Annotated in this window: 15 protein-coding genes; 13 read left to right on the forward strand and 2 right to left on the reverse strand. The window is 73.0% G+C overall.

The window, feature by feature from the left end; translation table 11 throughout:
- Positions 1 to 15 precede the first annotated feature (15 nt).
- The 8 genes from IO20_RS0103765 (at position 16) to IO20_RS0103805 (ending at position 7,780) form a co-directional block, all read left to right on the forward strand.
- Positions 16 to 780 (forward strand): thioesterase II family protein, encoded by a 765-nt coding sequence (locus IO20_RS0103765; RefSeq protein ID WP_051874248.1) that lies wholly within the window; start codon positions 16 to 18, stop codon positions 778 to 780.
- Between the two features lie 82 nt (positions 781 to 862).
- The gene (locus tag IO20_RS0103770; RefSeq protein WP_031126817.1) at positions 863 to 1,747 is read left to right on the forward strand and encodes a class I SAM-dependent methyltransferase; all 885 of its coding nucleotides are present in this window, start codon (positions 863 to 865) and stop codon (positions 1,745 to 1,747) included.
- 290 nt (positions 1,748 to 2,037) lie between these two features.
- Positions 2,038 to 2,865 carry an AfsR/SARP family transcriptional regulator gene (locus IO20_RS0103775; protein WP_030546140.1) on the forward strand — a complete coding sequence of 276 codons (828 nt, stop codon included), beginning with the start codon at positions 2,038 to 2,040 and terminating at the stop codon, positions 2,863 to 2,865.
- A 40-nt stretch (positions 2,866 to 2,905) separates the two neighbouring features.
- The gene (locus IO20_RS0103780; RefSeq protein ID WP_030546138.1) at positions 2,906 to 3,370 is read left to right on the forward strand and encodes a group II truncated hemoglobin; all 465 of its coding nucleotides are present in this window, start codon (positions 2,906 to 2,908) and stop codon (positions 3,368 to 3,370) included.
- 275 nt (positions 3,371 to 3,645) lie between these two features.
- Positions 3,646 to 4,872 (forward strand): Cmx/CmrA family chloramphenicol efflux MFS transporter, encoded by a 1,227-nt coding sequence (locus IO20_RS0103790; RefSeq protein WP_031126819.1) that lies wholly within the window; start codon positions 3,646 to 3,648, stop codon positions 4,870 to 4,872.
- A 134-nt stretch (positions 4,873 to 5,006) separates the two neighbouring features.
- A complete protein-coding gene (locus tag IO20_RS0103795) occupies positions 5,007 to 5,756 on the forward strand; it encodes a methyltransferase (protein WP_030546134.1) in 750 nt (249 codons plus the stop codon).
- 113 nt (positions 5,757 to 5,869) lie between these two features.
- Entirely contained in the window at positions 5,870 to 7,333 is a 1,464-nt protein-coding gene (locus IO20_RS0103800; RefSeq protein ID WP_037634545.1) for an NAD(P)/FAD-dependent oxidoreductase, read from the forward strand.
- Positions 7,334 to 7,372: 39 nt separating this feature from the next.
- Complete coding sequence (locus IO20_RS0103805; protein WP_030546130.1) at positions 7,373 to 7,780, forward strand: RidA family protein; 408 nt, start codon at positions 7,373 to 7,375, stop codon at positions 7,778 to 7,780.
- Between the two features lie 69 nt (positions 7,781 to 7,849).
- On the opposite strand, the gene IO20_RS0103810 is transcribed toward IO20_RS0103805, so the two are convergent.
- Complete coding sequence (locus IO20_RS0103810; protein WP_030546128.1) at positions 7,850 to 8,434, reverse strand: flavoprotein; 585 nt, start codon at positions 8,432 to 8,434, stop codon at positions 7,850 to 7,852.
- A gap of 235 nt (positions 8,435 to 8,669) precedes the next feature.
- On the opposite strand from IO20_RS0103810, the gene IO20_RS0103815 reads away from it, so the two are divergent.
- The 5 genes from IO20_RS0103815 to IO20_RS0103835 all read left to right on the forward strand — a co-directional run bounded on the left by IO20_RS0103815 (position 8,670) and on the right by IO20_RS0103835 (position 16,319).
- Positions 8,670 to 11,960 (forward strand): non-ribosomal peptide synthetase, encoded by a 3,291-nt coding sequence (locus IO20_RS0103815; RefSeq protein ID WP_030546126.1) that lies wholly within the window; start codon positions 8,670 to 8,672, stop codon positions 11,958 to 11,960.
- Positions 11,957 to 13,663 (forward strand): GMC family oxidoreductase, encoded by a 1,707-nt coding sequence (locus tag IO20_RS0103820; RefSeq protein WP_078945826.1) that lies wholly within the window; start codon positions 11,957 to 11,959, stop codon positions 13,661 to 13,663. Before IO20_RS0103815 ends, IO20_RS0103820 begins: the two co-directional genes overlap by 4 nt.
- Positions 13,664 to 13,665: 2 nt before the next feature.
- A complete protein-coding gene (locus IO20_RS0103825) occupies positions 13,666 to 14,415 on the forward strand; it encodes a thioesterase II family protein (protein ID WP_051874247.1) in 750 nt (249 codons plus the stop codon).
- Between the two features lie 4 nt (positions 14,416 to 14,419).
- Positions 14,420 to 15,562, forward strand: coding sequence for an acyl-CoA dehydrogenase family protein (locus tag IO20_RS0103830; protein ID WP_030546120.1), 1,143 nt, complete (start codon positions 14,420 to 14,422; stop codon positions 15,560 to 15,562).
- 154 nt (positions 15,563 to 15,716) lie between these two features.
- The gene (locus IO20_RS0103835) at positions 15,717 to 16,319 is read left to right on the forward strand and encodes a helix-turn-helix domain-containing protein (RefSeq protein ID WP_030546117.1); all 603 of its coding nucleotides are present in this window, start codon (positions 15,717 to 15,719) and stop codon (positions 16,317 to 16,319) included.
- 42 nt (positions 16,320 to 16,361) lie between these two features.
- Here IO20_RS0103835 and IO20_RS0103840 read toward each other — a convergent pair whose 3' ends face one another.
- Positions 16,362 to 17,369: an NAD(P)/FAD-dependent oxidoreductase gene (locus IO20_RS0103840; protein ID WP_031126824.1), complete on the reverse strand. Its 1,008-nt coding sequence runs from the start codon at positions 17,367 to 17,369 to the stop codon at positions 16,362 to 16,364.
- Positions 17,370 to 17,423: the final 54 nt, after the last annotated feature.

Here is a 17,423-nt window from a genome sequence, read left to right on the forward strand (position 1 = left end):
GGCGGGGGCGGGCCGATGAGCGGTTCCGGCGCCGCGGGCGCCGACAACTCGGTCCGGCTGTTCTGCCTCCCGTTCGAGGGGGTGTCGGCGGGCGTGTACCTGCCCTGGGCCGAGGCCCTCGGCCCCTCGGTGGTCGTCACGCCGGTGGAGCTGCCCGGCCGCGGCCGCCATCCGCGCACCCGCCCGTACGACGGAATCGAACCGCTCCTCGCCGAGGTCATGCCGTACGTGGCCCGCATGTGCGACCGTCCGTTCGCGCTGTACGGGCACGGCTTCGGCGCCCTCCTCGCGTACGAGATCGCGGCCCGGCTCGAATGGGAGCACGACGCGGTGGCCGACCGGCTGTACGTGTCCGGCTCCGGCGTGCCGCACCGGCTCGCGCCCGAGCGGGCGCTCGGCCGTCTGCCGGACGCGGCCATGGTCCGCGGGCTCAGGGAGCGGGGCCGGATGCCTCCGGTCGACCCGGACCCGCGGCGCGCGGCCCGGGAGCTCGCCGCGCTGCGCGCGGACCTCACCGTCATGGAGGCGTACCGCCGGGACCCGCGCCATGTCGTGCACTGCCCGGTCACGGCGATGCGCGGACTGCGGGACCGGAGCGTCACGGCGGCGGACCTGGCCGGCTGGCACCGGTGCACCCGGCGCGCCCTGCGTACGGCGGTGTTCCCGGGTGACCACTACTTCCCGCTGACCGCCCGGGCGGAGCTCCTGGACACCTTCACGGGGGATCTGATCCGGCCGCGGGCCCTGCGCCGCATGCTGTCCGCGGCGGCCACGTACTGACCGGCGGGGCCGGTTCCGGAATCGGCAACAAGAGTTGTCCGGGACGCGGGGCGCCCCCATCCTGACCGCCGGAGGTGACCGTATGACATCCACACACCCCGCCGAGGGCCTCGACGACGAGGATCTCGGCGCCGGGCCGGAGCAAGAGGCGGAACCGCACTCCGGTTTCCTGACGGACGCGGCGCACTGGCTGCGCGGCCTGCTCGGCCCCGGGCGCCAAGGCACGGCGCCGGTCCGCCGGGTCCTCGACGTGGGCAGCGGGCCGGGCGTGGCCTCCTGCGTCCTGGCCGAGGTCTTCGCCGAGGCGGACGTCGTCGCGGTGGACCGGTCCCCCGCGCTCCTCGACCGGGCTCTGGTCCGCGCCGCGGAGAGCGGGCTGAGCGGACGGGTCACCACCGTGCGGGCCGAGCGGCCCGACGAGTTCGGCCGGCTGGGACCCGCCGACCTGATCTGGACCGGCAACGTCTGCCGTCATCTGGGCGACCAGCAGCAGGCGCTGCGGAGCCTGGCGTCCGCGCTGCGGCCCGGCGGGATGCTCGCCGTCGCCGAACGCGGGCTGCCGCCCCGCTTCCTGCCCCGGGACATCGGCATCGGACGGCCCGGCCTCCAGGCCCGCCTGGACGCCGCTCTCGAAGCGCGGTTCGCCGCCACGCGGGCCCGGCTGCCCGGGTCCACCTCCGTGGTCGAGGACTGGCCGTGCCTGCTGGCCTCCGCCGGGCTCGTCCCGGCCGGCACCCGTACCTTCCTGGTCGACTTCCCCGCTCCGCTGGACCTGGCCCCGCGCCGGCACCTGCACGCCCGGCTGCGGCGCGCGCTCGACGAGCTCGGCGAGCGGCTCGACCTCGTCGACCGGCTGACCCTGGAGCAACTGGTGGACGGCGACGCCTGCACCGGCGTCCTGTGGCGTCCCGACGTCTTCTACCTCACGGCGGTCACCGTGCACACCGCCCGCCTGTGCCGGGCCTGACCGGCGCGATTACTCCGGCGCGCCGGGCGTGATCCACGAAACGCCCCGGCCCGCCTTCCTCTCGCAATGCCCCGAAGTCCGAACGGCCCGCGGAGTTTCCGCCGCGGGCCGTTCCGTCATGTCCGGGGGCCGCACGACCGTAGGACGAGCAAGGCCGCAGATTCTTCGGTCAGCCCTACGGTCGGACCGTATTGAGGGCCTCACCCCCGCACTCCTACGTTCCTTCCCGGAGCAGCCGCTCGGCCGAGACCGAGAATCCGGAGAGGGCATATGCGACTGACGGAGGACGCGTGAGAATTCAGGTTCTTGGCCCGCTGCACGCGGAGACGGGCGGATTTCCGATCGTCCCCTCGGCGGCGAAGCAGCGGCAGATTCTGGCGCTCCTCGCTCTCCGCCCGGGGCAGTTCGTCCCGGTGACCGCGCTGCGGGAGGAGCTGTGGGGGACCGTGCCCCCGTACAGCGCGCACGCCACCTTCCAGACGTACATCCTGAGGCTGCGCCGGCTCCTGGCCGCCGCCCTCGGCGGTCCTGACGGCCCGGCCGGCGCCCGGGAGCTGCTGGTCACCGCGCACGGCGGCTACCAGCTGCGGATCGCCGAGGAGGACGTGGACGCCTTCGCGTTCCGGCGGACCGCCCAGGCCGGCCACGCGGCCTTCGCGGACGGCGACAACGAGCTGGCGTCCCGGCTGCTGCGCCAGGCCCTGGCGCTGTGGCGGGGAGCCGCGCTCGTGGACGTACGGGCCGGGGCCGCGCTGCGGACCGAGGCCGCCGGCCTCGAAGAGCACCGGCTGCTCGCGACCGAGCGCCGCATCGACGCCGAGCTGAGCCTCGGCCTGCACGGCGAACTCCTGCCCGAGCTCGTGCAGCTGACGACACATCACCCATATGACGAGCGGCTGCACGCCCAGGCCATGGTCGCGTTCTACCGCTCGGGGCGGCAGTCCGCCGCGCTGGACCTGTACCGCGGGCTGCGCCGGCGACTGATCGAGCAGCTGGGCCTCGAACCCGCTCCGCGACTCCAGCGGCTGCACCAGGCGATGCTCTCGGTCGATCCCCGGCTCGACTCGGTAGCCCAGGGCGGCCGGCCCACACCGACGTTCGACCTGTACGCGTGCTGAGCACACCCCGACCCAGGACGGCCGAGCGAAAGGTCACACCGTGAACGACAAGACCCCCACCCTCTACGAATGGGCCGGCGGCGCCGAAGCCCTTGAACGGCTCACCGAGGACTTCTACCGGCGCGTCCGCAAGGACGAGCTGCTCGCCCCGCTCTTCCAGCACATGACGGACGACCACCCGCAGCACGTCGCGACCTTCATCGGGGAGGTCCTCGGCGGGCCCGAGCGCTACACGGAGGACCACGGCGGCTACCCGCACATGGTCTCCCGGCACCGCGGCCGAGCCGTCAGGCCGGAGCAGCGGGCGCGCTGGGTGGAACTGATGCTGGAGGCCATGGACGCCGTGGGCCTTCCCGAGGACGCGGAGTTCCGCTCGGCGTTCGTCGGCTACATCGAGTTCGGCTCGCGGCGCGCGATGGCCAACTCGCAGCCGGGGGTGGGTCCGACGAGCCGCACCACCATCAAGAAGTGGGGCTGGGGCGAGGCCCTGCCCGGTGACGACTGACCGGAGGGCAGGACCGCGGGGGAAGCCCCGCCGGAGCCCGTTCCCGCGTCCCGGTATCGGCAACAAATGTTGTCCGTCCGCCACGCTCGGTTCCAGCATGGGGACCACTGGTGATCACCACGATCAGCCGGCGCGCACCCGCCCTGATCCGTCCCCCGAACCATCCGAGCAAGGAGTTCACCCATGCGTCCGACCAGTTCCGGGCCGGTGCCCGGCGTCACCCACGTGCCGGTCGTCCGGCAGTCGGTCATCGAGGTGCCGGGAGGTGGCGGCCGATGAGCGTCGAGGCCGAGGTCCAGCCGACCGCGTCCGGCAAGGCGGGCGACGGGCTGCCGTTCGCCGTGTACCTGCTGGCGTTCAGCCTGTTCGCGATGGGCAGCGCCGAGTTCCTGCTCGCCGGCGTCCTGCCGGACATCGCCGACGACCTGAAGATCTCCCTGTCGTCCGCGGGCGCGCTGATCTCGGCGTTCGCCATCGGCGTGGTGATCGGCGGTCCGCCGCTCGCCGTACTGACGCTCCGCTGGCCGCGGCGGACCACCCTGGTCGTCTCGCAGGTCGTGTTCGCCGTCAGCGTGGCCGTCGGCATCGTGACGGACAACTTCACCGTGCTCCTCGTCACCCGCTTCCTGGCCGGTCTCGCCTACGCCGGGTTCTGGGCGGTCGCCGCGGTCACCGCGATCGGTCTCGTCACCCCGGACCGCACCGCGCGGGCGTCCGGCGTGGTCGTCAGCGGACTGAGCATCGCCATGGTCGGCGGCGGTCCGGCCGGCGCGCTGCTCAGCCACTTCACCGGCTGGCGGGGCGGGTTCTGGGCGGTGGTCGCGCTGACCGTCCTCGGCGCGGTCTCGACGGCGGTCGCCGTGCCCGCGACCCGGGCCGCCCAGGAGCCCAGCGTGCGGCGGGAGCTGCGCACGATGCGGCAGCCGCAGCTGTGGGTGGTGTACGCGGCGACCCTGCTGAGCACGGCCGCCTACATGATCTCGTACAACTACCTGGCGGCGTTCCTTACGGACACCACCGGCATCGACTCCGTCTGGGTGCCGCCGATCCTGGTCCTGTTCGGCGTCGGTGCCTTCGTCGGTCTGTCCATCGGCGGCAGGATCGCCGACGGGCGGCCCCATCACGCGCTCCTCATCGGGGCCGGCGGCATCCTGGTCACGTCCGTCCTGCTCGCGCTGCTCGCCGAGTCAGCCGTCGCCGTCGTCGTCCTCGTCCTGCTCCTGGGCGTCGCCGGATTCATCCTCAACCCGGCCATCTACGGGCGGGTGTTCACCGTGGCGGCAGAGGCGCCGACCCTTGCCGGAGCCACCGCCGTCTCCATGTTCCAGCTCGGCATCAGCATCGTCCCCGTGCTCGCGGGCATCGCGCTCGGCGCCGGTGCCGGTCTGACGTCGATCCCCTGGCTGGGCGCCGGCCTGGCCGTCCTCACCATCCCGGTCGTCCTGATCGACCGGACGATGGCCCGCAACCGGGCCCGGAGTGCCCCGGCCGGCGAGAACTGACGGCGCCGCGCGCTCGTCGCCTCTCCGTCCGGCTTCGCGTCCTCCGTCATCTCCGCCGGAAACATTCCATCGCCCGGAGCCGCGGAGAAAGACCCGAAGGGTCTTTCTCCGCGGCTCCCCTGAGGGAGGTTCTCATGGACAACGAACTCGGTTACGAACTCGGCAATTGGGTGGTGTCGCAGATCCAGAGCCCGGACCGTCCGACGCAGCTGACCTTCTCGCTGCTCGACATGGAATGGGATCTGCTTCCCGAGGTCTTTCCCCCGTACACGGATCCGGGGCCCGGTCTCTTCGCCTCCTGGGTGCCGTACGAGAAGGGCGGCCGCTTCCTGGAGATGGGGTGCGGCGCGGGCGTCGCCGCGGTGCTCGCGGCCCGGCGCGGCAGCGAGCACGTGGTGGCCCTGGACATCAACCCGGCGGCGGCGGAGAACACCCGGCGCAACGCCGAGCGGCACGGGGTGTCCGACCGGGTCACGGCCCTGACCAGCGATCTGTTCGACGCCCTGGAGCCCGGCGAGGCGTTCGACCTCGTCTTCTGGAACACCCCGTTCATCGAGGCGCCCGCGAGCCGCCCGTACGCCGGGCAGATCGAACGCGCGGTCTTCGACCCCGGGTACGAGATGGTCCGCAGGTTCTTCCGTGACGTGGTGCCCCGCCTGGCGGCGGACGGGCGGGTCTACCTGGGCACCAGCGAGGCGATGGGCAACAGGGACAAGATGCTGCGGGCGGCCGCGGAAGCGGGCTTCGAAGGCCACCGCTACCGCAGCGAGTCCGTCGAGCTGCCCGCCGCCGAATTCGGCGACTCCCCGGTGATCGCCGCCCACACCGACGAGCGCGGAATCGTGCACATGGACTTCACGATGTACGAGTTCCTCCGCCGCTGATCTCCGATTCCCCGGCCCGCCCGAGAATTCCCCGGATCACCCCGCGGGCCGTCAGTTCGGACCATCCGATTCACGACTGGGCGACACGAACCGCCCCGGAAGATGGGAATGTCATGAGCGCCAACGGGAACACACACGGCACGGCAACCGGTTTCGACGTCGTCATCGCCGGCAACGGAGTCCTCGGGCTCTCGCTCGCCTGGGTCCTGGCACAGCGGGGACAGCGCGTGGCCGTGCTCGGCCTGCCGCACCGGCCCTGGGCCGGCTCGGCCGCGGCCGGTGCCATGCTCGGCTGTTTCGGCGAGGTCACCACCTCGCTGCTCGCCACCGAGCACGGCCGGGCCAAGCTGGAACTCGGCATCCACGCCAAGGACCTGTGGCCCCAGTGGCTGGCGGAGCTCGAGGACGGCACCGAAGGCGCCGACATCAAGACCGCCGAGGGCACCACCGTCGTCCTCAACACCATCGGCACCGCCGAGATCGACGACGCCAACTACAACGCGATCCGAGCCGAACTCACCCGCTACGAGGAGCCGTTCGAGGACGTCGAGCCCTCCGACCTCGACTGGGTGGACGCGGAGCCGATCTCCCGCCCGCTGAAGGCCTTCCACATACCGGGGGAGCACGCGGTCGACGCCTCCGCCCTCCTGGAACGCCTGGAGTCGGCGGCCGTCCGGGCCGGCGCCGTCCTCGTCCCCGAGTTCGCCGCGCGGGTCGCGTACCAGGGCGAGCGGGTGAGCGGAGTCGTCACGGCCTCCGGGCGGACGATCGCCGCCGACCAGGTGACGCTTGCCGCGGGAGCCCGCACGCAGGAACTCCTCGACAGCCTGCCCGTCGGCCCCCGCATCCCCCGTCTCGTCAGCGGCTACGGCGTGTCCGCCCTGGTCAAGTCCGTGGACGGAACCACTCCCGACAGCGTCATCCGGACCCCGAACCGCTCCTTCGCCTGCGGGCTCCACGTCGTCCCCCGCGGCGACGGACACGTCTACCTCGGCGCCACCAACGTCATCTCCGTGGAGCCGCGCGACACCGCCGAGATGCGCGACCTGGTCTTCCTCCTCCAGTGCGCCCACCGCCAGGTCCGCCGCAGCCTCTGGAACAGCGACGTCACCAAGGTCCAGGTCGGCAACCGACCCGTGTCCATGGACGGGTTCCCGCTGCTCGGCGAGGGCGGCATGCAAGGCCTGTGGATCATGACCGGCACCTACCGCGACGGGCTGCACCTCTCCCCGTTGCTCGCCCGGGACTTCGCCGCCCGGATCCTGGGCGAGCGGCCCCAGGCCGACCTGGACCGGTTCGGCCCGCTCCGGCAGCCCATCAGGGCGGGCAGCCGTCAGGAGATCGTGGACCTCCTCATCGACCACCAGATGGGCATCGGCTACGAGCAGGACTGGACGATCCCCGTCGAGTGGCACCAGTGGATCGAGATGGACCTGCGGCCGGCCACCCTCGCCTGGGCCGACGAGCTGGACCCGGAGTTCACCCCGCCGGCCGAACTGCTCTTCGCCTCCCGCTTCGACCCCGAGCTCGTCAGCCTGCTGCGCAAGTACTACGCGACCTGCCGCGAGAACAGCTGACCCCGTCCCGCCCTTCCGCACCCTGAGAGAGGACATGCAATGGCAGTAGAGGCGATCGACCCGTCCGGCCTCCCCAAGCCCTACGGCTGGCGGCAGCTGGCCGTCGGCACCGGCAGCCGGGTGGTGTTCCTCAGCGGCCAGACGCCGCGTACCGCCGACGGTGAGCCGGTGGGCATGGGCGACCTCGCGGCACAGACCGAGCAGGTCTACCTCAACATCGCCACCGGACTCGCCGCGGCCGGAGCCACCTTCGACGACGTCCTGCGCCTGACCATGTACGTCGTGGACTGGTCGCTCGACAAGTGGGACGCGATCATGGCGGGCGCGGAGCGCGCGGCGGCGCAGCTCGGCGCCGACGTCATCCGGCCCACCACCCTGGTCGGGGTCGCCACGCTCGCCGAACCCGACTTCCTCATCGAGGTCGAGGCGACCGCCATAGCCGCCTGACCTCCTCCGACGACGAGTGGGGCCCCGCCGGACCGGATCCGGCGGGGCCCCACTCGTCGTCGGAGGAGGTCAGTGCCGCTTGGCGAGGAGGTCGTCGATCACCACGGCCACCGCCTCCGGTGACGGCAGGCCGGGGTGGTGGCTCGCGGTCCCCGTGGTCGGGTCGAAGGCGTCGTGCCACTCCGGCTCGTTGACGAGGGCCCCGTCCTCGCGGATCCGGGCGATGTTCCGCCGGACGGCCGGCTTGTGCCACATCCGGGCACCCATCACCGGGAAGTACACGACGGGACAGTCCACCGAAAGCGCGACCGTCATCAGCCGGTTGGGCGCCGCGCCGCCCGCCGCGGCGGCGAGCGTGTGGGCGGTGGCCGGCAGGACCGCGAGCACGTCGTGGTCGGCGGCGAGCCGGGACGGCTTGTCGGTCGGCCAGTCCGCCGGGGATTCCCCGCTCACCACCCGCTCGGCGAAGAGCGCCAGGCTCTCGGGGGAAAGGAAGGAGGTCGCGGTGTGCGTCAGCAGAACCGTGAACGTGCTGCCCGCGATCTGTCGGCGCATCGCCTCGATGTACGAAGGAAGCCGGGTCACCGCAATGGATCCTGTGGCACCGACGAGTATGCGTTTCCCGGCCGTCCCCGGGGTTTCCTGAATTTCCATGCCCCGATGATGTCGCCGGGTCACCACCCCTGGTCAATGCCGCCCACCGGGCTCGACCGGGGCGGTCCAGCGCCGGTCCAGCGGCGGTCCCGTGCAGGTCGGGCACGGGCCAAATCCTACGGTCGTCCCTACGGTCCGACCGTATTGAGGCCGTTTACGCCCGCTGCCTAATGTCGTTTTCCGTACACGAATTCGAAAGCCCGCCAGGGCATCCGATGAAAAGAGGCGGACGTCGATGGAGGATCTTTTCGCGAAGCTGCGCGGCGGTGCGGGCCACCCCGGTCCCGAGGAAGTCCGGCTGCCGGATCTCACACCCCGGCCCGAGCACCGTCATGAACCGTTCCCGCTCACCGACATTCAGCAGGCCTATCTGATCGGCCGCCACAAAAGCCTGGAACTCGGCGGCATCTCCAGCCAGTACTACCTGGAGTTCGACTGTCCCGGTCTCGACGTGGACCGGCTGACCGAGGCCCTCGGGAGGGTCGTCGACCGGCACGACGCGCTGCGCACCGTGGTGGGGCCGGACCAGACGCAGCGCGTCCTGCCCGCCGGCGAGGCCGAGCCGTGCCTCGTGCGCGGCACGGACCTGCGCGGCCGGACCGCAGCCGAGCAGTCGGCCGAAGTGGAGCGCATACGCGCCGAGTTGACGGAGCAGGTGCTGCCGGTGGACCGGGCGCCGCTGCTCGACGCCCGGGCCACGCTGCTCGACGGCGACCGGGTGCGGCTCCACCTGGCGGTGGACCTGCTCTTCCTCGACATGCGCGGCCTCTACCTGCTGCTCGACGAGTGGCGCCGGTTCTACGACGACCCCGCGTGGCTTCCCGAGCCCCTTGAGCTCTCGTTCCGCGACCACGTGCTCGCGCAGGAGGAGCTGCGCGCCGACACCCCGGGCAAGGAGGCCGCCGCGTACTGGGCGGACCACCTGGACGCCCTGCCCCCCGCGCCCGAGCTGCCGCTGGCCACGGCGCCCGAACAGCTCGGCGTCCCGCGCTTCGTCCGGCATCGGGCGGTCCTCGCGCCGGAGCGATGGGAGGCGCTGCGGGCGGCGGCCGACCGGAACGGTCTCACCGCGTCGGGCGTGCTGCTCGCCGCGTACGCCGAGGTGGTGCGGACGTGGTCGCGGCGGCAGGAGTTCACCCTGACCGTCACCCAGTTCCACCGGCTCGGCAGCCACCCTCAACTCGGCCGCATCATGGGCGACTTCCTCTCCCCCAGCCTGCTCGCCGTCGGCGGTCGGCCCGAGGAGACCTTCGGGCAGCGGGCCCGGGACCTGCAGCGGCGGGCTCTCGACGACCTCGCGCACTCCGCGCACGGCGGCATCCGGGTGCTGCGCGACCTCGCCCGCCGCCGGGACGACGGCCGCGCGTCCATGCCCGTGGTCTTCTCCAGCACGCTCGGCGCCGGGGAGGACGACGGCGACGGCGCGCCGCGGTCCCGGAGCCTGGAGGCCTTCGGGGAGCTGGTCCACGACCACAGCCGGACCCCTCAGGTGTGGCTGGAGAACCAGATCCTGGAGCTGGACGACCGCCTCTCGGTGAACTGGAACGCGGTCGAGGGCCTGTTCCCCGAGGGCACGCTCGAGGCCATGTTCGAGGCGTACGTGACGCTGCTCGACCGGCTGGCCGACGACGCGGCGGTGTGGGAGGCCACCCGGGGGATCGTGCCGCTGCCCGCCACGGACGCCGAGGAGCGCGAGCGGGCCAACGCCACCGCCGAGGACATTCCGCCGGCACTCCTCCACGAGCTGGTCGCCGAGGCGGCGGCGCGGCGCCCCGACGCGGTCGCGGTGATCACGCCCGGCGCGGAGACCACGTACCGCCGGCTCACCGAGGACGCCCACCGGATCGCGCACCGCCTGCTCACGGACCCGGGCGCCGGGCCGGACGAGATCGTCGCGGTGTCGATGCGGCCGGGCGCCGCCCAGTTCTCGGCGCTGCTCGGCGTACTGCACACCGGCGCGGCGTACGTGGCGATCGACCCGGAACTGCCCGAGGAGCGGCGCCTGAAGCTGCTCGCCCGATGTTCGGTGCGGGCCGTGGTGACCGATCCGGAGCTGCGGGACAAGCTGGCCTGGCCGCCGGGCGTGACGGTGGTGACCTCGGAGGACGCCGCCACCCTCGCGTGTCCCGCAGAGGCGCCGGAGCGCCGGCAGGGCCCCGACGACCTGGCGTACGTCATCTTCACCTCGGGCTCCACCGGCGAGCCCAAGGGCGTGATGATCACCCACCGGAGCGCCGCCAACACCGTGCAGGACGTCAACCGGCGCTTCTCCGTGGGCGAGGAGGACCGGGTGATGGCGCTCGCCCCTGCCGGCTTCGACCTGTCGGTGTACGACGTCTTCGGCGTCCTGGGCGCCGGCGGCACCGTCGTCGTGCCCGACCCGGCGCGCGGCAGCGACATCGCCCACTGGTCGCAGCTCGTCGGCCGCTACGGCGTGACGATCTGGAACAGCGTGCCCGCCCCGATGCGGATGTGGATCGACTCGCTCGGCGAAGGGGGCGTCCCGCGCGGCTGCCGGCTGCGGCTCGCCCTGCTGAGCGGCGACTGGATCCCGGTGGACCTCCCGAACCGCATCCGGGAGAAGATCCCGGCGATGCGGGTGATCAGCCTCGGCGGCGCCACGGAGGGTTCGATCTGGTCGATCCACCACCCGGTCGACACCGTCCGGCCCGAGTGGTCGAGCATCCCCTACGGGAAGCCGCTGGCCAACCAGACCATGCACGTGTTCAACCAGTGGCTGGAGCCGTCCCCCGTGGGCGTCACCGGCGAGATCCACATCGGCGGCGTCGGCGTGGCCCAGGGCTATCTGGGCGACCCCGAGCGCACCGCCGAACGCTTCCCCGTCCACCCGGTCACCGGGGAGCGCGTCTACCGCACCGGCGACCTCGGCCGCTATCTGCCGGGCGGCGACATCGAGATCCTCGGCCGCGAGGACTTCCAGGTGAAGATCAACGGCTACCGGGTCGAGCTGGGCGAGATCGAGGCCGCCCTGCTGCGCCGGCCGGAGGTGCGCACCGCGCTCGTCACCGCGCCCGCCCACGCCCGTACCGGGCAGCGGCAGATCGTCGCGTACGTGGTGCCCGAGCCCGGCACGGACCCGGACCCGGCCGAGCTGCGCGAGGCGCTGACCGCGCTGCTGCCCGGCTACATGGTGCCCAGCCGCTTCCTGACCCTGGACACCCTTCCCGTGACGACGAACGGCAAGATCGACCACCGGGCGCTTCCCACGCCGTGGAACGAGGAGCCCGCCACCGCCTCCGCGCACGTGGCGCCCCGCGGCCGGGTCGAGGAGCGTCTCTTCGCGCTCTGGTCCCAGCAGCTCGGTCACGACGACTTCGGTGTGGAGGAGGGCTTCTTCGACATCGGCGGGGACTCCCTGCACGCCGTCGGTCTCCTCGCGCTGCTGCGTACGGAGTTCGGGATCGGGGCCGACATGGAGCAGGAGATGGTCGAGGGCCTGTTCATGAACGCGTCGATCGCCTCGTTCGCCGAACTGATCGCATCCGTCGAGGAGTCCGCCGCGTGACCGCCGCCCCCGAGCCCGTCGCCTCCGTACACGCCACCCCCGTACACCCCACCCCCGAGCCCGTCGCGTCCGAGCCCGTCGCCGCGGTCCGCGAGTGGGAGTACGTGATCGTCGGAGCGGGCTCCGCCGGAGCCGTGACCGCCGCCCGGCTCGCCGCCCGCGACTCCGGGAACGTCCTGCTCCTGGAGGCAGGCGAGGACCAGCCGCGCCCCCGGGGCCGGTCCCATCCGCTGGCCGACGCCGGGCGGCTCGTCCTGGCCGGCCACAACTGGGACTACCGGGCCAACCTCCGTACCAGCGGGGCCCCTTGGGAGATGCTGATCCAGGGGCGTACCGACGCGCCCGCCACCGCCCCGGGCGGCCGGGCGGGTGCCCGCGCCCTGTGGGAGCGATTCCCGTACCAGCTCGGCAAGGTCGTCGGCGGCGGCTCCGCCGTCAACGGCGCCATCGCCCTGCGCGGGCTGCCCCGCGACTTCGCCGCCTGGGAGGCGCACGGCAACCCGGACTGGTCGTGGGAGCAGGTGCTGCCGTACTACAAGGACATCGAGGACGACGCCGACTTCCCCGGCCGTCTGCACGGGGACGGCGGGCCGCTGCCGATCCGCCGCACCCCGCGCGGTCAGGTGCACGAGCTGGACGCGGCGTTCTGGGAGGAGTGCAACCGGCAGGGCGTCGCCGATCTGCCGGACCTCAACGCCGGCCTGGAGGCCGGGGTCGGCCCGATCCCCGGCAACGCCGTCGACGGCGAACGCATCGACGCCTCCACCGCCTTCCTCGAAGGCGTCCGCGACCTGCCCAACCTCAGGCTGCGCACCGGCGTCCGGGTCACCCGGGTGCTGTTCGAGAAGGACCGGGCCGTCGGTGTCGAGGCCGAGCTCGACGGCACGCTCACCACGATCCGGGCCCGGCACGTCGTCCTGAGCGCCGGGGCCGTGGGCACGCCGGTCATCCTCCAGCGCTCCGGCGTCGGCCCCGCGGGACTGCTCAGGTCCCTCGGCGTCACGCCCGTGGCGGACCTCCCCGGGGTGGGCCGTGACCTGGTGGACCACCCCTCGGTGGTCATCTGGTCCAAGCCCGCCGACGGGGTCTGCACGCCCGGCCTGCCCTGGCGGCAGGTCGCGGCCCGGATGAGCAGCGGCTTCGACGACGACGTGGACATCCAGGCGGGGCTCCTCAACAACGTGGAGAGCCACACCATCCCCGGCTTCGTCGACCGCCTCGGCTGGCCGCTGGTCGTCGGCATCTCGGTGATGCTGCTGCGCCCGCGCTCCCGCGGGCGGGTCTTCCTCGACAGCGCCGACCCGCGGGCGGCGCCCGTCATCGAGCTGGGCCTCGGCACCGACCCCGAGGACGTGGAACGCCTCTGCCACGGCGTCCGCCGGGCGTGGGGCTTCCTGCGCTCCCCCGGCCTGTCGGGCCGCCTGACCCGTACCCAGTTCTGGAGCGACCGGATGGTCGCCAACGACGGCGTGCTGCGCAGCGGCGTCCGCCACATCATGAACCCCGGCTGGCACGCGGCCGGTTCCTGCCGGATGGGGCCGGACGGCGACCCGTGGGCGGTCGCCGACCAGGAAGGCCGGGTGCGCGGCACCCGGAACCTGCGGATCGCCGACGCCTCGCTCTTCCCGACCATCCCCAGCGCGCCCACCAACCTGACCACCCTGATGCTGGCCGAGAAGCTGGCCCGGAACACGAAGGAGTGAACGTGCCGTCTGCGCCCAGTCCCCCCGTACGGCTCTACTGCTTTCCGCACGCCGGGGCGACCTCGCTGGTCTACCGGGGCTGGCAGGCCCTGGGCGAGCCGCGCCTCCTGGTCCGTGGCGTGGACGCGCCGGGCCGGGGCACCCGCCGCCGGGAGCGGAGGGCGGCCGGCTTCCAGGCCCTGGTGCGGTCCATGGCCGAACAGGTCGTCGCCGATCTGTTCGCCGAACGGGACCGGACCCCCGGCCCGCGCTGGGCCACCTTCGGGCACAGCTTCGGTGCGACGACGAGCCTCGCGGTGGCCGCGGAGGTGACCCGCCGGGTCGGCGTGCCGCCGGAGCGGGCCGTGCTGTCCGGGGCCGTTCCGCCCCGGCTCCAGCGGCCGGGGCCGCTGCTCGACTCCGTCACCGACGAGGAGCTGCTCGCCAGGACCGCCGCCGACGGGGGAACGCCGCAGGCCGTGCTCGCCGACCCGACGATGAGCCGGATCCTGCTGCGGATGCTCCGGGAGGACGACACGGTCCGGGCCGAGTTCGCCCGGGAGGCGTCGGGGCTGCGGGTGGACTTCCCGCTCACCCTGATCGCCGCCCGGGAGGACGTGCACGCCCCGCCGGAGAAGGTCTGGCAGTGGTCGCCGCACAGCTCGGCCCCGGTCCGCCGGGTCGAGATCGACGGCGGTCACTTCGCCGCCGTGCGGCGCCCTGGGGACACCCTGACCACCATCGTCGACGACACCGACCCCGGGAAGGGGTGACCGCGTGGCACCCAGCAGGTACGAGGCGGAGCACGAGCAGTTCCGGATGACGTGCCGGGAGTTCCTCCACCGCGAGGTCGTGCCGCACCACGCCCGGTGGGAGCGGGACGGCATCGTCGACCGCGAGGTGTGGCGCAAGGCCGGGCGGGCGGGGCTCCTCGGCATCGGTGTGGACCCCGCGTACGGCGGGGGCGGCGAGCCCGACTTCCGCTTCCCCGCGGTCTTCTCGCAGGAGATCATGTGGGCCCGCGCGACGGCGCCGGGGTTCGTGGCGCACAACGACGTCATCGCCACCTATCTCGCCGACCGCACCACCGAGGAGCAGCGCAAGCGCTGGCTGCCGGGGCTCTGCTCGGGTGAGCTGATCGCGGCGATCGCGATGAGCGAGCCCGACGCCGGCTCCAACGTGGCCGACATCCGCACCACGGCGGTCCGCGACGGTGACTCCTATGTCCTCGACGGGCAGAAGACGTTCATCACCAACGGCGAGAACGCGGACGTCGTCGTGGTCGCCGCCAAGACCGCCCCCGAGCGCGGCGCGCAGGGCATCAGCCTGCTCGTGGTGGAGCGCGGCGCGCCCGGGTTCACCCGTGGGCGGCGCATGGAGAAGCTGGGCTGGCACGCCAGCGACACCTGCGAGCTGTTCTTCGACGGCTGCCGGGTGCCGGCCGGGAATCTGATCGGCAGGGAGAACGCCGGGCTCGCGTACATGATGGCCGGGCTGCCCCGCGAGCGACTGAGCATCGCCACCGTGGCGGTGGGGGCGATCGAGCGGATGCTCGCGGACACCCTGGAGTACGCCAAGACCCGCGAGGCTTTCGGCCAGGCCATCGGCACCTTCCAGCACAACCGCTTCCAGCTGGCCACGATGGACACCGAACTGACGGTCGCCCGGGTGTTCCTCGACCACTGCGTCGCCGAACTCAACGCGGGACGGCTCTCGGTGACGGACGCGGCGAAGGTGAAGTGGTGGACGACGGAGCTCCAGGTCGACATCGCCCACCGCTGCCTCCAGATCCACGGCGGCTTCGGCTATCTGAAGGAGAGCGCGATCTCCCGGGAGTGGGCCAACAGCCGGGTGCAGACGATCTACGGCGGGACGACGGAGGTGATGAAGGAGCTGATCGGGCGGTCCCTCGGGCTCTAGGCCCGGCTCCGGAGCCGGGCCGGGGGCGGTCCAGAGGCGGACCCCGGGCGGTCCAGAGGCAGGCCGGGGGCGGGCCGGGCCCTGCGGGGAGCGGGATGTTGCCAAATCGGCACCTCTGGTTGCGACTTCGGGACGCACTCGGTCTAATGACGGCGTGGAGCAGTCCTCGACCATCACCCAGGCCCTGTCCGCGGTCGGTCCCCGGCTCAAGCGGGTGCGCACCGCGCGCGGTGTCACCCTCGCCGCCCTTTCGGAGGCCACCGGCATCTCCAAGAGCACGCTGTCCCGCCTGGAGGCGGGGCAGCGCCGTCCCAGCCTCGAACTCCTGCTGCCCATCGCCCAGGCCCACCAGGTCCCGCTCGACGAACTGGTCGGCGCTCCGGAGGTGGGCGATCCGCGCGTCCGACTCAAGCCGCACGCGGTGAACGGCAACACCGTCCTGCCGCTGACCCGCCAGCCCGGTCCGCTGCAGAGCTACAAGATGGTCCTGCCGGCGAGCCGCGACACCCCGGAGCTGTGCACCCACGAGGGGTACGAGTGGCTGTACGTGCTCTCCGGGCGGCTGCGCCTCGTCCTGGCCGACCACGACATCGTCCTCGACCCCGGCGAGGTCGCCGAGTTCGAGACGCGTCTGCCGCACTGGTTCGGCAGCGCGGGGGACGGCCCGGTCGAGGTCCTGAGTCTCTTCGGCCGGCAGGGCGAGCGGATGCACGTACGCGCCCGGCCGACACGCCGGGCGCCCGCCTCCGACTCGTGAGCCGGGGGCGGGCGCGCTCTGCGGCAGCGGTGACGCGGCCGCTCAGGACGCGGCGACGGGCGCCGCTGCCGGCCGGCCGGCGGCCCGGTGGGCGGCGAGGTCGCGTTCGATCTCCTCGTCCACGAGGTCGTGGTTGAGGGCGAAGGCGGCCGCGGCTCCCATGCCGGCCGCCGTGACGGCCTGGGCGCGCGGGTCGATCACGTTGCCGACGGCCCACAGGCCGGGGCGGCTCGTGCGGCCCGCCCGGTCGGTGACCAGCCAGCCCTGCTCGTCCTTCTCGCAGCCGAGTCCCGCGAAGGCCCCGTCGTTCGGGGTCATCTTCGGGAAGAGGAACACTCCGGCGCACTCCAGCGAGCGCCCGTCGGCGAGCTCCACCGCGTGGAGCCGGCCGTCCTTGGCGAGCAGGGCGGACACCGTCCCCTCGGCCACCTCGACGCCCCGCGCGTCCATGCGCTCCCGCTCCTCCTCGGTGAGCGGCCGGTCGTGCGGGACGTAGGTGACGCGGCTCGACCACTGGCGCAGCAGCAGGGCCTGTCCCGGCGAGGCGGGGTGGACCCCGAGGACGACGATCGGCTGGTCGCGGACCTCGTAGCCGTGGCAGTACGGGCAGAAGTGCACGTCCTGTCCCCACATCGCGCGCACGCCGGGGATGTCGGGCAGTTCGTCGTGCAGCCCGGTGGCGAGCACGACGTGCCGGGCGTCAAGCGTCGCGCCTCCGTCGAGGCGCACCACGTACCCGCCGGTCTCCGCGGGCTCCACCTGGTCCACCCTGCCGTCGATCCGGACCGCGCCGTAGCGCGCGATCTCCGCGCGGCCGACCTCGAGCACGGTGAGCGGGGGGACACCGTCACGGGAGAGGAAGCTGTGCATGTGGGCCGAGGGAGCGTTGCGGGGCGCCCCTGCGTCGACGACGGCTACGGTGCGACGGGCCCGGGCGAGCACGAGCGCGGCGTTCAGCCCGCCCGCCCCGCCGCCTATCACGATGACGTCGTACGCACCCCGGGAGTCCGTGGTGTCCGTGGTGTTCGTGGTGTTGTTGGCGCCGGTCATGGCGATCACCTCCGCCGTCAGGGTGCGGGGCGGGGCACACCCGGGCAATCTTTG

The organism is Streptomyces exfoliatus, from assembly GCF_000725545.1.
In the GTDB taxonomy this organism is placed as follows: Bacteria; Actinomycetota; Actinomycetes; order Streptomycetales; family Streptomycetaceae; genus Streptomyces; species Streptomyces exfoliatus.

What these genes read in the sequence shown, in the direction of transcription:
- IO20_RS0103765 (WP_051874248.1), top strand. Translation starts at nt 16, where the DNA reads ATGAGCGGTTCCGGCGCCGCGGGCGCCGACAACTCGGTCCGGCTGTTC.
- IO20_RS0103770 (WP_031126817.1), top strand. Translation starts at nt 863, where the DNA reads ATGACATCCACACACCCCGCCGAGGGCCTCGACGACGAGGATCTCGGC.
- IO20_RS0103790 (WP_031126819.1), top strand. Translation starts at nt 3,646, where the DNA reads ATGAGCGTCGAGGCCGAGGTCCAGCCGACCGCGTCCGGCAAGGCGGGC.
- IO20_RS0103795 (WP_030546134.1), top strand. Translation starts at nt 5,007, where the DNA reads ATGGACAACGAACTCGGTTACGAACTCGGCAATTGGGTGGTGTCGCAG.
- IO20_RS0103800 (WP_037634545.1), top strand. Translation starts at nt 5,870, where the DNA reads ATGAGCGCCAACGGGAACACACACGGCACGGCAACCGGTTTCGACGTC.
- IO20_RS0103805 (WP_030546130.1), top strand. Translation starts at nt 7,373, where the DNA reads ATGGCAGTAGAGGCGATCGACCCGTCCGGCCTCCCCAAGCCCTACGGC.
- IO20_RS0103810 (WP_030546128.1), bottom strand. Translation starts at nt 8,434, where the DNA reads ATGGAAATTCAGGAAACCCCGGGGACGGCCGGGAAACGCATACTCGTC.
- IO20_RS0103815 (WP_030546126.1), top strand. Translation starts at nt 8,670, where the DNA reads ATGGAGGATCTTTTCGCGAAGCTGCGCGGCGGTGCGGGCCACCCCGGT.
- IO20_RS0103840 (WP_031126824.1), bottom strand. Translation starts at nt 17,369, where the DNA reads ATGACCGGCGCCAACAACACCACGAACACCACGGACACCACGGACTCC.